The organism is Aeromonas sp. Y311-2 (assembly GCF_027706025.1).
Classification (GTDB): Bacteria; Pseudomonadota; Gammaproteobacteria; order Enterobacterales; family Aeromonadaceae; genus Aeromonas; species Aeromonas veronii.
This window is the reverse complement of record NZ_JAPDCL010000006.1, coordinates 141,123-154,558: the sequence shown is the minus strand read 5'-3', so window position 1 is coordinate 154,558 and position 13,436 is coordinate 141,123. Positions and strand designations below refer to the sequence as shown.

12 protein-coding genes are annotated in these 13,436 nt (G+C 60.2%); 2 read left to right on the top strand and 10 right to left on the bottom strand.

Features of this window, described 5'->3' with window-relative positions; translation table 11 throughout:
- Positions 1–263 precede the first annotated feature (263 nt).
- The 6 genes from OKC42_RS08280 to OKC42_RS08255 all read right to left on the bottom strand — a co-directional run bounded on the left by OKC42_RS08280 (position 264) and on the right by OKC42_RS08255 (position 7,606).
- Complete coding sequence (locus OKC42_RS08280) at positions 264–1,301, bottom strand: acyltransferase (protein WP_270819447.1); 1,038 nt, start codon at positions 1,299–1,301, stop codon at positions 264–266.
- A 222-nt stretch (positions 1,302–1,523) separates the two neighbouring features.
- On the bottom strand, positions 1,524–2,435 hold the full coding sequence (gene pbpG / locus OKC42_RS08275) for a D-alanyl-D-alanine endopeptidase (protein ID WP_005336410.1): 912 nt from the start codon (positions 2,433–2,435) through the stop codon (positions 1,524–1,526).
- Positions 2,436–2,695: 260 nt separating this feature from the next.
- The gene (gene yjeM, locus OKC42_RS08270) at positions 2,696–4,162 is read right to left on the bottom strand and encodes a glutamate/gamma-aminobutyrate family transporter YjeM (RefSeq protein ID WP_270819446.1); all 1,467 of its coding nucleotides are present in this window, start codon (positions 4,160–4,162) and stop codon (positions 2,696–2,698) included.
- 435 nt (positions 4,163–4,597) lie between these two features.
- Positions 4,598–5,476, bottom strand: a complete 879-nt coding sequence (locus OKC42_RS08265; RefSeq protein ID WP_333563372.1) for a DMT family transporter — start codon at positions 5,474–5,476, stop codon at positions 4,598–4,600.
- A 33-nt stretch (positions 5,477–5,509) separates the two neighbouring features.
- Positions 5,510–6,430, bottom strand: a complete 921-nt coding sequence (locus OKC42_RS08260; RefSeq protein ID WP_270819444.1) for an ABC transporter substrate-binding protein — start codon at positions 6,428–6,430, stop codon at positions 5,510–5,512.
- Between the two features lie 120 nt (positions 6,431–6,550).
- The gene (locus OKC42_RS08255) at positions 6,551–7,606 is read right to left on the bottom strand and encodes a porin (protein ID WP_019444867.1); all 1,056 of its coding nucleotides are present in this window, start codon (positions 7,604–7,606) and stop codon (positions 6,551–6,553) included.
- Between the two features lie 221 nt (positions 7,607–7,827).
- Here OKC42_RS08255 and glpX point away from each other — a divergent pair, with 221 nt between their 5' ends.
- Positions 7,828–8,838: a class II fructose-bisphosphatase gene (gene glpX, locus OKC42_RS08250; RefSeq protein WP_005336386.1), complete on the top strand. Its 1,011-nt coding sequence runs from the start codon at positions 7,828–7,830 to the stop codon at positions 8,836–8,838.
- Positions 8,839–8,972: 134 nt separating this feature from the next.
- The gene (locus OKC42_RS08245; RefSeq protein WP_005336384.1) at positions 8,973–9,224 is read left to right on the top strand and encodes a YkgJ family cysteine cluster protein; all 252 of its coding nucleotides are present in this window, start codon (positions 8,973–8,975) and stop codon (positions 9,222–9,224) included.
- Between the two features lie 69 nt (positions 9,225–9,293).
- Here the strand turns inward: OKC42_RS08245 and OKC42_RS08240 are convergent, their stop codons facing one another.
- Genes OKC42_RS08240 through hemC form a run of 4 tightly spaced genes read right to left on the bottom strand, consistent with a single transcriptional unit; the run spans position 9,294 to position 13,174 of the window.
- The gene (locus OKC42_RS08240; protein ID WP_160880542.1) at positions 9,294–10,457 is read right to left on the bottom strand and encodes a heme biosynthesis HemY N-terminal domain-containing protein; all 1,164 of its coding nucleotides are present in this window, start codon (positions 10,455–10,457) and stop codon (positions 9,294–9,296) included.
- Between the two features lie 10 nt (positions 10,458–10,467).
- On the bottom strand, positions 10,468–11,517 hold the full coding sequence (locus OKC42_RS08235) for a uroporphyrinogen-III C-methyltransferase (protein WP_236322479.1): 1,050 nt from the start codon (positions 11,515–11,517) through the stop codon (positions 10,468–10,470).
- Positions 11,514–12,248 carry a uroporphyrinogen-III synthase gene (locus tag OKC42_RS08230; RefSeq protein WP_270819440.1) on the bottom strand — a complete coding sequence of 245 codons (735 nt, stop codon included), beginning with the start codon at positions 12,246–12,248 and terminating at the stop codon, positions 11,514–11,516. The genes OKC42_RS08235 and OKC42_RS08230 overlap by 4 nt, the downstream gene beginning before the upstream one ends.
- Complete coding sequence (hemC, locus tag OKC42_RS08225) at positions 12,245–13,174, bottom strand: hydroxymethylbilane synthase (RefSeq protein WP_139473287.1); 930 nt, start codon at positions 13,172–13,174, stop codon at positions 12,245–12,247. The genes OKC42_RS08230 and hemC overlap by 4 nt, the downstream gene beginning before the upstream one ends.
- Positions 13,175–13,436 lie beyond the last annotated feature (262 nt).

Sequence of the window (13,436 nt, the reverse complement as noted above, 5' to 3'; positions counted from 1 at the left end):
ACGGCTCGAACATATTGATTTAATTATAATTAGCCTGACCTGCTTAAGCGGGATGCCAATGATATTGATTTTCATTTGTCTGGCAAGGTGAAAATGGAGGGGGGTATTGGAGGCGGGTTGTGCGGTCGGGGGGAGCTCGGCTGAAAAGCAGAGCCATTGCAGCAAACCGCGCGAACGAAGCAAGGGAAAAAGGGCGTAGCGGAAGAGAAAGGGACAAAACGTGAAGAGGCATCCGGCCCGATAGGACGGGCCGGATATCGGACTCAGTGGGTGCGCAGCAGTCGGCGGGTGAGGGGCTGTGCCGCCAGCAGGCGATAGACTAGCAACGACGATCCCAGCAGCAGCGGCACCTTGGTGATCTCCCACAGGATGGATGCGCCCTGCGGGCCGAATACGAAGAGCCAGACCACCAGCATCATGTGCAGGCAGTAGATCCCGAGCACTTTGGGGGCCTGGCGCTCAAGCCAGCTGCCCTTGCCCCACTCGGGGTTGGCCAGCAGCAGGCCAAACAGGCCGATAGCCCAGGGAAGGGAGCCGAGCAGGAAGTCGTGGCGGGTGAGCGGCACTGCGGCGAAGTGCTGCAGCGCCCAGGCTTCACAGCCATAGAGCGCCACGCCCGCCAGCAGCAGTTGCCAGCCGGTGCGGGCATCGGGCTGCCACTGACGCTGGCGCAGCAGGGCCCCGAGCGCCACAAACAGCAGGGAGAAGAAGGGGCCGTTACGGGTGAGTAGTGGCCACTCGGTGCCCAGCAGCGGCTTGGCATAGGAGCCCCCCAGCAGCGCCAGCAGGTAAAGGCCAAGACCCAGCCAGAGGGCGAGCGATGGTCTGCCAAGCCGATAGCAGAGTGCCAGCAGGGCCACCGCCATCACCAGGGCTGGCAGAAACCAGAGGTGGATCATGCCGCCCACCAGCCAGCCATTGAGGGGGTCGCCGAGCTGGAATTGCCACTGCCCGCACAGGGAGGCCAGATAGCCCTGTTGCACGGCATCCAGCGGATTGAACGGCACTAGCAGGTAGACCAGACTCCACACCAGCCAGAGCAACAGCAAGGGGCGGCAGTAGTGCCAGGCAACGGTCAGCGGCGCTTCGCGGCTCAGTCTCGGCTGCAGAAAGTAACCGGCACAAAGGAAAAACAGCGGCACTGCAAAGCGGCATAACTGGTTGATGGTGCCGCTCAGCCAGAGCCAGGATCCACTTCCCCACAGAGCGGGATTGAACGGATTGGCGAAGGGGGATACGTGAATGGTCATCACGGCCAGAATGGCCAGTACCCGCCCGCACTCGATACTGGAAATACGCATGGTGGCTCGTCGTTACAGGGGTTGTGATAGCACGCTAAAATTCTTGCTGCCAGGTTACAACCAATTGATTCTATTAGTGTGAATCACGCTGTTGAGTAGTTACGTTTTGTAACGGGATGGAGGAAGGTGTTACCTGTAACGGGAGCAAGCTCCCGTTTTTTGGGCGCGCTCATGCAGATAAAAAAGCGAGGCGGACGCCTCGCTTGGTTGGGGAGCTCGAGCTTACTGGTGAGTCAGCATGCTGCTCTGGTTGGCGGCCAGGGTGGTTCTGCCCGAGCTCTCCAGCCAGGTTTTGATCCGCTTGGCGTCGGCGACCCGATCGTTGGTGGTCTCGGCATTGAGCAGCACCATGATCACCGGCTCACGATTGACCTTGGTGCCCAGCACCAGACAGCGGCCCGCTTCGCGGATATAGCCGGTCTTGGAGAGGGTGAACTCCCATTGCCCTTCGCGGATCAGCCGGTTGGAGTTGAGGTAGTGCAGCTGACGCTTGTTGGTGCGCACATAACTCTGCTCATCGGTGGAATATTGGCGGATCAGCGGATAGGAGGCCGCTGCGGCGGCGAGTTTGGCGAGATCCTGCGCGGTGGAGACATTGCGCGGGTTGAGCCCGGTGCTGTCGGCGTAGCGGGTATTCCACATCCCCAGCATGCGGGCCTTGGCATTCATCGCCTCGACGAAGGCGCGCTGGCCGCCGGGATAGTGGCGGGCCAGCGCCGAGGCGGCGCGGTTTTCAGAGGACATCAGGGCGATATGGAGCATTTCGGCGCGGCTGAGCCTGGAACCGATGGCCAGGCGCGAGCCGGTTCCCTTGATGCGGTCGATGTCGGCATTGGTCACGGTGAGCATTTCGTTGAGGCGCAGGTTGGCATCCAGCACCACCAGCGCCGTCATCAGCTTGGTGAGTGAGGCGATGGGCATTACCCGATTGCCGTTGCGCTCGGAGATCACCTCGCCGGTTCTGTGGTTGGCCACCACGAAAGCGGCCGAGCTGAGGTTGGGCACATCCCGTCGCTCGAGAAAGCCGCTGCTGCTCTTGCTGCTGGCGGAAAAGGGGTTGGCATGGGCACTGTCCATAGTGGCCGGCAACATTACTGCGCCAAGCAACAGGGGAAGGAGGGAACGCATCATCATGATCAGCTCTACCGGACGAAATACAGGGATATCTCGCTAAGTTATATGTCGTGAACTGGCGCTTCACAATCATTCTCACCTTGATATTGATAATTTACGGCGTTGAGCGTGCTTTGACGGCGAGGAGTGCGTAAAAAAGGTCTCCATTGAGTCTTTTTTTTGCATTGAAACTATGGACTGGCCGTGATGGCGAGCGGAAGCCGGCGCTAAAAAAATCGGGACCAAAACGGTCCCGATTGGCATGGAGCATTGCCTGCCGGTTAGTGGGTATCTTCCTGCTTGATCTTGAAGCGCATGGCGATCACCACGAACAGCAGCGGGCCAATGATGGTCCAGACGCCGGTGGAGATATCGCCGGAGATAAAGGGGGCGACCACGGTAAAGACGTTGCCGAAGGCGACCAGGATCAGGCTGATGATGGTGGCAAGCAGTACCGAGCCCGCGCTCTTGAAGAAGGTCAGGTCCTTGCCCAGCGCCGGGTTGTTGCGATAGCGATACCAGGCGTAGATGAGGAACATGTAGGGCAGGGTCATGCCGACGTTGGTCATGGTGATGATCAGCTCATAGAGGGCGGCGGCCCCTTCCGGGTTGATCAGGGTAAAGATGGACTTGGCGGCAATGAACAGACAGACCACCCAGGCTTGCACCTTGAGGGCTTCAATCCGCACGCCATTCTCGTTCTCGCGCTGGAAACGCTCCGGCCAGAAGTAGCTCGGGGTGCCGGTGATGAACTGGCGCAGCGGTGCGTAGGAGAGGGCGATAAAGGCACCCAGATAGCTCAGGAACATGCCCAATCCAGCAAAGCGCATGAACACCTGTCCCAGCCACTCGCCACCAAGATGGCGCCCCAGCTCCAGCATGATGATGAAGAGGGCGGAGAGAGAGGTGATCCCCTCGGCCGGGAAGTCGTTCCAGCGCATGATGGAGCCGACCGCCAGAAAGCCGATGATGTAGCAGAGCACGATGAAGGCGCCGGAGAGGAAGATGCCGCGCTTGAGGTCGCGCTCCGGATCTTCCAGCTCGTCAGCCACCCCGGCCATCGCCTCGACCCCGCCGTAGGCGAAGATGGCGAACACCATAAAGCCGAGGAAGGGGATGATGTCGTTGAACGCTGCATTGGGAGACGCCGTCAGCGATGCCTGGGTGAAGGGCTCCTGCAGGGTCATGCCGCTCACCGCGAAGGTGAAGACGCCGCCGACCAACAGCAACACGTTGAGTGCCACCACGGAGAGACCGCCGATGGCTGCCACTTTGGCGAAGCGGGCGCTACCCAAGGTGATGAGCTTGGTGACGGTGGCCACCAGTGCGATGGCGACCACACCCAGAATAAAGGGGCCAAAGTCGATGCCGGTACCCAGGGTGACCGGGATGACGGTGATGTCGCGGCCAAACAGCATGAAGGAGAGGGGCACCCACATAGAGAGCGCCTTGCCAAACATCCAGATGACGTAGGAGGCGAACCACATGGTCAGACCGATAAAGGCGAATCGGGTCGAGACCGAGTGGCGCATCCAGGTAAAGATACCGCCTGCCTCTTTGCGAAAACCGGTGCCGAATTCGATCATCATCAAAATGAACGGGATGAAGAAAAACAGACCGCCGATCACGAACATCGGAATGGCGGCATATCCCATTCGGTAAAAACCGATCCCGATATTAGTGACGCCAAATACCGATGTTAATATCATCAATATAAAAGCGCCCAACTTCAGCTTTTTTGCCGACATATTAAAAACTCCCTGATGGTGCTGGATTTAAAATAATCAAAAATTAAACAGACGAAACCGGACCCATTAATAACGCGGTAGCGCCATGCCATCCTGCTGTGGCGGGCGCGATCGGGTCATCTCTGACCTGGCTGGCTTACCCGTCAGGCGGTCAATGAATGTATGTGCGGAGCGGCATGGTCTGTACCATGCGCTGTATTGGTCAGCGTTGCCGAAAATTAACTGTGAACGATTTTATCATTAATGCTGCTGGGCAGGTAAGTTTCCCGAATGAAGCTGTGGTTGAAATAAACAGACCTGCCAGTTAATTGATACGTTGCGGATGTAAACATTTACGCCCGGGCCGACACTTATTTCCATTATTCGTATTCGGCATATTTGGCGGAGTGAATTACGCCATCCTGCCTGATAAATACGCACCAATGGCGACAGGGCTTATCCTCCCAGCCGGGTCAGCAGCACGCCGCCAGTGATAATGGCCGCCGCCGTCAGCCGCATGCGCCCGAGCGGCTCTTTCAGCAGCCAGACCGAGAGCAGCATGGCAAACAGCACACTGCTTTCGCGCAGAGCCGCGACCACGCCAATGGGGGCTTGGGTCATGGCCCAGATAACAATCCCATAGGCGAGCAGTGACATGGCACCTCCTGCCATTCCCGCCATCGCATGGCGACGGATCTGGCGCCATGCGTTGCGTTTCTGGTGGACGAGCAACACCAGCAGCATCGCCAGCCCGGTACAGGCAAAGAGCCAGAGGGTGTAGCGTACCGGTTCACCCCCTGCGCGGGCGCCGGCTCCATCCGAGAGGGTATAGGTCGCCGTGAACATGGCCGTGATCAGTGCTGCCCGAACTGCCTTGCTGTCAAGGCGCTGCTGCTCACCTCGCCAGGCCATCAGCAAGACCCCCATGATCAGCACGCAGGCGCCGATGATGCCGCCGTAACCGGGGTAGTCCCCCAGCAGCAGGGCACTTAACACCATGGCGAGCAGCGGGGCACTGCCACGGGCCAGCGGATAGATCTGGCCAAAATCGCCCTGATTGTAGGCATGGCTGAGAAACAGGCAGTAACCTATATGGAGCAGGACTGAGAGGCCGAGCCAGGGCAGCTCGGTAGCAGAGGGAAGCCCCATGGGCAGCAGCGCCACGGCGGCGATAAGCCCTGAGAAGATCGCCACCAGTGACACGCCCACCAGCCGCTCTTCGCCAATTTTGACCAGCGCATTCCAGCTGGCGTGAAGCAGGGCTGCCAGAAGAACGGCAAAAAAGACGGTGGTGCTCATGGGAAAGGGCTCTCGGGCGATGGGGGTCAACAGCATACCCGCCCGGAGCCTGATTGGCCGAGATCTTTATCAAGGCTTCGGCTTTTCGGGGCTCGCCTTCTGCGTGGTGGCGTTACCCAGCTGCCCCAGTACCAGTTTGGGATGGGGGTCGGTCTGCAGCGGAATATCCTGCAACTCTGTTCCCTGCTGATGGCGATGGATGATCCCGGCGGCCATCTTGCCCAGCGCCTCGTAGCTGCTGATGGTGCCAACGCTGCAGCCGTTTTCAACGAACAGCTCGGCACTGCAGATGGTAGGGATGGCCGCTTCGTTGAGCGCATTCAGCAAACGGGGGGCGATGGAGAGCAGATAGCTGTCTGCGGCCAGAAAGACGATGTCGTTTTTGGCATCCTGTTGCAGCCGCTTTAGTTCGTTGTCCAGCCGCCGTGGGTCAGGGGCCATTCGCCAAGTGACCATCTGCCACTGATAGCGTTTCGCTTCATTGAGCAACATATCGGCCACCAGCAAGGTGTTCTGCTCACGGGGGTTGAAGGGTAGCAGCAGCCGTTTTCCGGTGGTCAGATGCTCGCTGGCGTTGGCCAGTTGCAGTGCCATCGGCACCATGTTGCTTACCCCGGCCACCATGCTGTTCTGGGCTTTGTCTTCCGAGAGGATGTCTGCCCCGACCGGATCGGATACCACGTTGAAGATCAGTGGCTTGCGGTTGGCCACCAGACTCTTGGTCATGGTGGTGGCGGTGGTGCCAAAGGTGTAGATGTAGTCGTATTCGGCCAGTTTCGGCAGCATCTGCTGGCGCAGCATGGTTGCCAGCGCAGTACGATCCTGATCGGCGTTATAGGTGGTGATGGTGGCCTGATAGCCAAGGCGGGTCAGCTCTGCCCGAAAGCCCGCTTCGGCTGCGGTTTCACCGCGCCACAGCACCATGGCGATAGAGAGGGCGTGAGCGGGAAGAGCCAGCAGCAACAGCAGGACGAAAAGCAGCCTGACCATGATCATCTCTCCGGCGATACATCTACTGTTGAGCCTAGGCCACTTTCTCCGGTCGTGAGCGACGCTCAGCAAAAAGCGCGATGGCAAGCCATCGCGCTTTGGGGGTCCGCAAAACCTCGATTAGAAGTCGTAGCGGGCAGCCAGCTGGAAGTCATCCTTGACGTTGAGCTTGCCGCTCTCCTTGCTGTCCAGATTGTTGATACGGTACTCGCCAATCACCCGCAGGTTCTTGTTGAACTTGTACTGGGCACCCAGGGTGTAGTAATCCACGTTGTCTTTCTTGATGCCAGCCTTGTCCTGCTCCTGTTTGTTCCACAGGGCCATCAGACCGAAGCCGTTCTCGAAGTTGTAGCCCAGCGCGGCTTCCCAACCGGTATGATCAGTGCCGGTCGCCAGGAAGTCGCTGCCATCGGCATAGCTCAGGGCGGCGTAGGCGGCCTTGTTGTCGAACTTGGCGGAGATCAGCCACAGCTTGGCATCTTCTTCACCGCTCTTGTCACGGATACCGACGTTGTAGGCGGTACCCAGTGACAGGTTGAACGGGAAGGTATAGGCCACGGCAGCACCGTAGGCGGCGTCGCTATCCTTGCTGGTGGTCTCTTCGGTGTCACCACCGTCGAACTTGTAGCTGGTGTCGAGCTGGAAGCCATTGAACAGGCCGGAGTATTTCAGCACGGAACCGGCGCGGTTGGTGGCGAAGGTGTCGGTCTTGGCGCCCAGCGCTTCGTTGCCGTAGCCGTCGGAGAGGGAAACATCAGTCCAGTCGGCCAGGAAACCCGGGGCCCCTTTCTGGCGACCGAAGGTCACGGTGCCCCAGTCAGCGCCGACACCGGCGAACGCCAGACGGGTGCGCAGGTTGTCGGAGTTCTCGCTGATGGTCTTCTCGCTGTCATTGATATACATCTGTACTTCGTACTGAGCCAGAGCCTTCAGGCCGCTCTGGATCTGGGTCTCGGCCTTGGCGCCGAAACGGACAAACTGGTTGGCACCCTGTTTGTCGCTGTATTCGCTTTTCGGTTTGCCGCTGGCATCCAGTTCCTTCTTGTCACCAAAGAAGTGGCCAGCGTAGATACGGCCATAGAGATCCAGCATGGAGGTGTCATTTTTGTACACTTCAACGGCTTGAGCCTGGAAGGCTGCGGTGAGAGCCAGTGCCACTACAGTCAGCTTTTTCATCTTAATCCCTTGTGGTGTTGCAAGCTTTTGTTTTGAAAACGGGGTCATGCTAGGCAGCGGGGATGACAGCGGGGTGACAGTTGGATGAAGAGTCGATGGCAATTGGGTTGCAATTGGATGAATTGGCTACATTCTTGCTCGCAGCGGCTACTTTTGTGCGCAAAGGTTTGCCCTTGTGGTAGAATGCCGCCCGTTTTCGAGCTCCATAGGTTGGATATGCGATGAGACGTGAACTGGCAATCGAGTTTTCCCGAGTGACGGAAGCGGCTGCACTGGCTGGCTACAAGTGGCTCGGACGTGGTGACAAGAATATCGCTGATGGGGCGGCCGTAGCGGCCATGCGCCACATTCTCAACCAGATCGAGATCGATGGTGAGATTGTGATCGGCGAAGGTGAAATTGATGAAGCGCCGATGCTCTATATTGGCGAGAAGGTTGGTACCGGACACGGCGACGCGGTGGATATCGCGGTCGATCCCATCGAGGGTACCCGCATGACTGCCATGGGTCAGGCCAACGCGCTGGCCGTGCTGGCGGTGGGCGACAAGGGGTCTTTCCTGAAAGCGCCCGACATGTACATGGAAAAGCTGATCGTCGGGCCCAAGGCCAAAGGCGCCATCGACCTGGATCAGGCTCTCGAGCTGAACCTGAAGTCCGTGGCCAAGGCGCTGGGCAAGCCGCTCTCCCGTCTGACCGTCATTACCCTGGCCAAGCCGCGTCATGACAAGGCAATCAAGGAGATGCAGGGTCTGGGCGTGCGGGTGTTCGCAATTCCTGATGGTGACGTTGCCGCCTCCATCCTCACCTGTCTGCCGGATAGCGAAGTCGACATGCTGTATGGCATCGGCGGCGCACCGGAAGGGGTGATCTCCGCTGCGGTGATCCGCGCGCTGGATGGTGACATGCAGGCCCGTCTGGTGCCGCGTCATCGCGTCAAGGGCGACAGTCCGGAAGTGCGTGCATTGGGCGAGCAGGAAATTGCCCGCTGCGAAGCGCTGGGCATCGATGTCAACAAGGTGCTCAAGCTGGAAGACATGGCGAAGAATGACAACGTCATCTTCTCCGCCACCGGCATCACCAAGGGTGATCTGCTGGATGGCATCACCAGCGATGGCGTGATGGCGACCACCGAGACTCTGTTGATCCGTGGCAAGTCGCGCACCATTCGCCGTATCAAGTCGATCCATTACCTTGAGCGCAAAGACAGCGTGGTACGCGATATCATCCTGTGATGATGGCTCGCTAAACCGGCTGTGTTGTCTGAAGCCCGATCGCCCGTGCGGTCGGGCTTTTTGTTGTGCGCCAGCTACGTTTGTGCCGCCGCTTCGGCTATGGTGGCTCAGACCGTCCCAAAGGAGTGGAGTCTATGGAGTGTCGTAGTGGCTGCGCTGCCTGTTGCATCGCCCCCAGTATCAGCAGTGCCATTCCCGGTATGCCAGATGGCAAACCGGCTGGCGTCCCCTGTATCCAGCTCGATAGCGCCCTTGGCTGCAAGATCTTCGGTCAACCGGAGCGGCCGGCGGTGTGCGGCGGTTTCCGCCCCATGATGGATGTGTGCGGCAGTCATCGCGCCGAGGCCATCTGGCTGATCGGCGAGCTGGAGCGGCTCACCACCTGACGAGGGCAGGGCGAAAAGATAAAAAAGAGGCCGCATGATGCGGCCTCTCGCGTTTCTGTTCGCTGGGGATCAGACTCCCGCCAGTTCCAGTGCCTGACGATAGTACTCGTTGGCCTTGTTGGTGAGGCGGCGCTTGTCCATCAGCTGGCCGAGGGCGTGGTAGGCGGCGGCGCTCGGCGCCCGCTCCACCTCCTGCTCCAGCAGCTTCTGGGCATCGTCCAGCTGACCTGCCAGCAGATAGAGCTGGGCCAGTGCGGTGTCCACATCCGGTTGCCCCTGCTGTTTTTGCAGCAGCGCCAGCAGCGGCTGGTAGCTGTCGAGTTTCAGCTTGGGCAGACGAGCCAGCAACTGGGGCATCGGCTGTTTTCGCAGCGCCTCCTGCCACAGGGTGGCGGCCTCGCCATCGGCGCCCAGCTGGCGCAGCAGATCGCCGTAGCAGGCCAGCAGTTCCGGCTCGAGGCGCAGCTTGCGCGGCAGATCCTGCCATACCGCCTTGAGGGTCTCGAGGCTGCCGGCAGCCTGTTGCAGACGACCAGACCAAGCCTGTTGCAGCAGATCTTCTTCCTGTTTCGGGGTCAGCTTGCCCACCTTGTGCAGTGTCGGGATCAGGTCGCACAGGGCGCTCCAGTCCTGACGGGCCAGATGCACCTGACGCAGCTGATCCAGCACCATGGGGTGGCGCGGGTTGAGGGCGTAGACTGACTCCAGCATCGCCAGCGCGGTATCGTACTGGCCCTGCTCGATCTGCAGCTGGGTTTGGGTCAGGGTGAGCGCCAGCTCGGCCTTGGGGTTCTCCTCCTGCGCTTTTTGCAGGTATTGATCCCGGCGGGCGTCGTCACCACGGGCCTGTGCCGCCTTGGCGGCGCTCAGGTAGTTGAGCAGCGGGGTGTCGCTGTTGCTGGCCCCCTTGATCAGCAGCTTTTCAGCCTGACTGTAGTGCCCTTCGGCCATTGCCAGGGTGGCGGCGACGGTCTGTTGATTGGCCTTGCGGCGGCGGCGCGAGCCGTACCAGCCGAGGGTCTTGCGGCGCAGGCCGAATACCCGACCCAGCAGCCACTCGACGATCAGCAGGGCGCCGTAGAACAGCACTGCCAGGATCACCGCGCTGGTGACGGAAGATTCGATGGTGTAATTGCCAAGGGCAATCAGCACATAGCCCTTGTTGCCGGAGGCTTGCGGGCCAAAGATCAGCCCTGCGACCATCACGGCAACCAGAATGATTATACGGATCATGGTGCCCTCCTCAGCTGCTGGCCAGAATGCGTTGCAGGCGTTCGGTCAGCACCTGCTCCAGTATCGCCTGGGTCTTGAACTGGGCCGGATAGTCGATCTGGATTTGCTCACCCTTGAGCTTGTCGATCTCGCCCTGCATGTAGCGGGTGGCGCTGTTGTCGGTGTCGAAATACTGGGTCAGCCAGCGCTGGGCCTTGTCCAGGCTGTCTTCGTAGAGCGCCTGCTGCTCGCGATAGACGGAGAGCTGGGCCTGCAACAGCTTGGTCTTGAGGTTTTCACGCAGGAAGATCTCCTGCTGCGGCGAGAGCAGCGCCTCTACTGCACCATCGCGGCGGCGGATGGTGACGAAGTTCTCGGTGAACTTGACCCAGTTCTTCTTCAGGTTGCTCTCCCACTCGTCGGGATTGGTGCTGACAGCCTGATCCGGTTCGGCCTTGGCTTCCGGCATGCTGACGGTGGAGAGGGGCAGCAGCTCGATCTGGTCGGACAGTGCCGCCAGCTTGAGGGTCAGCCCCTCGCGGTCGATGCGCGGCATCCCCTTGAGCTTGGCGATATCCTCGGCCAACGCCTTGCGGATCGGCATCAGGCTGGGGTCGTTGAGGGCGGCGATGCGCTCGTCGGCATTGCCGAGCAGGGTGATGGCGGAGACGAGGTCATGCTCCAGCCACAGTTTGCGGCCCGCCATCCGTACCAGATATTCGGATTCGGCCAGCATCCAGTCGTTGGGACGTTTGTCGTTGAGATCCAGTACCCGGTTCTGCAGACCCTGCATCTCCCCCTGCAGCCGCTGCTGGGTTTGATCCAGAGCGGCCAGCTGCTCGGCATCCTTGCTGCTGGTCTGGTCGATCTTGCTCAGGGCGCTTGCCAGCTGCTGCTTGAGCTGTGCCAGTTCGGCTTGCTGGGCCACGGCATTCTTGTGACCGTGCAGATAGAGACCGCCGGTCAGGCCAAGGGCCAGCAGGATGGCAACCCCTCCCAGTACGGCACCGGAGCGGCTCTTGCTGCCATTGACCGCAGCGGTCGGCTGGGGTTTGACCTGGGATTCTTGTTGTTCTGTCATTCCATCTTCCTCAGTTCCAGTGCGGCCGTCAGGGCCTGGTTGGATGCACCTTGGGCAATCGTGATATGGATAAAGCCCGCGGAGTGGGCCATCTCGGCCACGCGCGGGCTGGGGACCACCAGCAGGCGGTCAAAAAGCCAGGGCTGCTGGCTGGTGGGAACCAGCTCCAGCAGGCGTTGCAACAGTTCACCACTGGTAATGAGCAGGCTGTCCAGCCCCGCTGCCTGCCAGTGGCGGGTTAATGTGTCCCCGTCTAGCTCGGGGTAGTGGCGCTCATAGGCCGCACAATAGTGCACCAGAGCACCGCGTGAGGCCAGCGTGCTGGCGATGAGATCCCGCCCGCCATTGCCGCGCAGGATCAGTACCCGTTTGCCTGCTACCTGCAGCAGGGCGGGCAGGGCGAGCAGCCCTTCGCTACGCGGGTCATCCGGGCAACTTGCCGTGATGCCGATGGCTGCAAACGCATCTGCGCTGGCCTGACCCACCGCAAAGTACTCAATATGTGGCCAGGTCTGACCAGTTTGCAACAGAAAATCGTGTGCAAAATGAACGGCATGGATGCTGACGGCGATAACTGCGTCGGCACTGCGCAGCAGGCCGGGCAGGAGAGGGAGTTCGCTGCCCGCCACGGTTTCCAGCAGCGGGCAGCAGAGTGGTGCATGACCGTGCTGGCGCAGCAACTGCACCAGCTCGGCGGCCTGGGCGGCCGGACGCACCACCAGCGGGGTCATGCGCGGTAGACCTCGGCCAGGATCTCGTCGGCACCGGCGGCCAGCAGGCGCTGGGCCAACTGCTCGCCGAGGGCCTCACCATCGGCCAGCGGACCGCGGATCTCGTCGCGGATTACCTGGGTGCCATCCGGGCTACCCACCAGACCGCGCAGCCAGATCTGCTCGCCGTCGACCAGTGCGTAGGCTCCGATAGGCACCTGACATCCCCCTTGCAGAGCGCGGTTCATGGCGCGCTCGGTCAACACCCGGGCGCGGGTCTCGGCGTGCTCCAGCGGTGCCAGCAGAGCGTGCAGCTCAACGTCGTCGAGGCGGCATTCGATGCCGACAGCCCCCTGACCGTTGGCGGGCAGACTCTGCTCCGGCTCGATAAAGGCGGTGATGCGGTGCGCCATCTCCAGTCGTTTCAGACCTGCGGCGGCGAGGATGATGGCGTCGTACTCACCGGCATCCAGCTTGGCGAGGCGGGTGTTGACGTTGCCACGCAGGTCGCGGATCACCAGATCTGGGCGCGCGGCGCGCAGCTGGCACTGGCGGCGCAGGCTGGAGGTGCCGACCACGGCCCCTTGCGGCAGTTCGGCAATGGCCTTGAAACGGTTGGAGACGAAGGCATCGCGGGGATCTTCCCGCTCGCAGATGGTGTGCAGGCCGAGCCCCTCGGGGAACTCCACCGGCACATCTTTCATGGAGTGAACGGCGATATCGGCCCGTCCTTCCAGCATGGCGGTCTCCAGCTCCTTGACGAACAACCCCTTGCCACCGACCTTGGCCAGCGGGGTATCGAGGATCTTGTCACCCTGAGTGCTCATGGGCACCAGTTCGACCTGCAACTGCGGGTGCAGGGCTTCGAGCCGGTCTTTGACAAAGTTGGCCTGCCACAGGGCCAGCGGGCTCTTGCGAGTGGCAATTTTCAGGGTTCGGGCTGCCATATCAATCAGTTGTTTCATTTTTAGAAGGAAATCGATATTACCACCCTTTGCCCGGGCTTTCATGGCGGAGCCGGCAAAAGCGGGGCCAAGCTCAAAAATGCACGCTGAAAATGATTTTCATTAAGCAAGGGGTGTTGATTAATTCATTGAATGTATTGGAATTTAATGATTTCCCCTGATACTTGATGTGGTCATACCAGAAATAATCTGACGTTTAGCTGAAGGCTTGTTTACCACCGCTGTTTGCATTGTTAACATGATC

Excerpts from the sequence above, each read along its gene's own strand:
- OKC42_RS08245 (WP_005336384.1), top strand. The coding sequence starts at position 8,973 with ATGGAGTGTCGTAGTGGCTGCGCTGCCTGTTGCATCGCCCCCAGTATC.
- pbpG (WP_005336410.1), bottom strand. The coding sequence starts at position 2,435 with ATGATGATGCGTTCCCTCCTTCCCCTGTTGCTTGGCGCAGTAATGTTG.
- yjeM (WP_270819446.1), bottom strand. The coding sequence starts at position 4,162 with ATGTCGGCAAAAAAGCTGAAGTTGGGCGCTTTTATATTGATGATATTA.
- OKC42_RS08280 (WP_270819447.1), bottom strand. The coding sequence starts at position 1,301 with ATGCGTATTTCCAGTATCGAGTGCGGGCGGGTACTGGCCATTCTGGCC.
- OKC42_RS08260 (WP_270819444.1), bottom strand. The coding sequence starts at position 6,430 with ATGGTCAGGCTGCTTTTCGTCCTGCTGTTGCTGCTGGCTCTTCCCGCT.
- hemC (WP_139473287.1), bottom strand. The coding sequence starts at position 13,174 with ATGGCAGCCCGAACCCTGAAAATTGCCACTCGCAAGAGCCCGCTGGCC.
- glpX (WP_005336386.1), top strand. The coding sequence starts at position 7,828 with ATGAGACGTGAACTGGCAATCGAGTTTTCCCGAGTGACGGAAGCGGCT.
- OKC42_RS08235 (WP_236322479.1), bottom strand. The coding sequence starts at position 11,517 with ATGACAGAACAACAAGAATCCCAGGTCAAACCCCAGCCGACCGCTGCG.
- OKC42_RS08255 (WP_019444867.1), bottom strand. The coding sequence starts at position 7,606 with ATGAAAAAGCTGACTGTAGTGGCACTGGCTCTCACCGCAGCCTTCCAG.
- OKC42_RS08230 (WP_270819440.1), bottom strand. The coding sequence starts at position 12,248 with ATGACCCCGCTGGTGGTGCGTCCGGCCGCCCAGGCCGCCGAGCTGGTG.
- OKC42_RS08240 (WP_160880542.1), bottom strand. The coding sequence starts at position 10,457 with ATGATCCGTATAATCATTCTGGTTGCCGTGATGGTCGCAGGGCTGATC.
- OKC42_RS08265 (WP_333563372.1), bottom strand. The coding sequence starts at position 5,476 with ATGCTGTTGACCCCCATCGCCCGAGAGCCCTTTCCCATGAGCACCACC.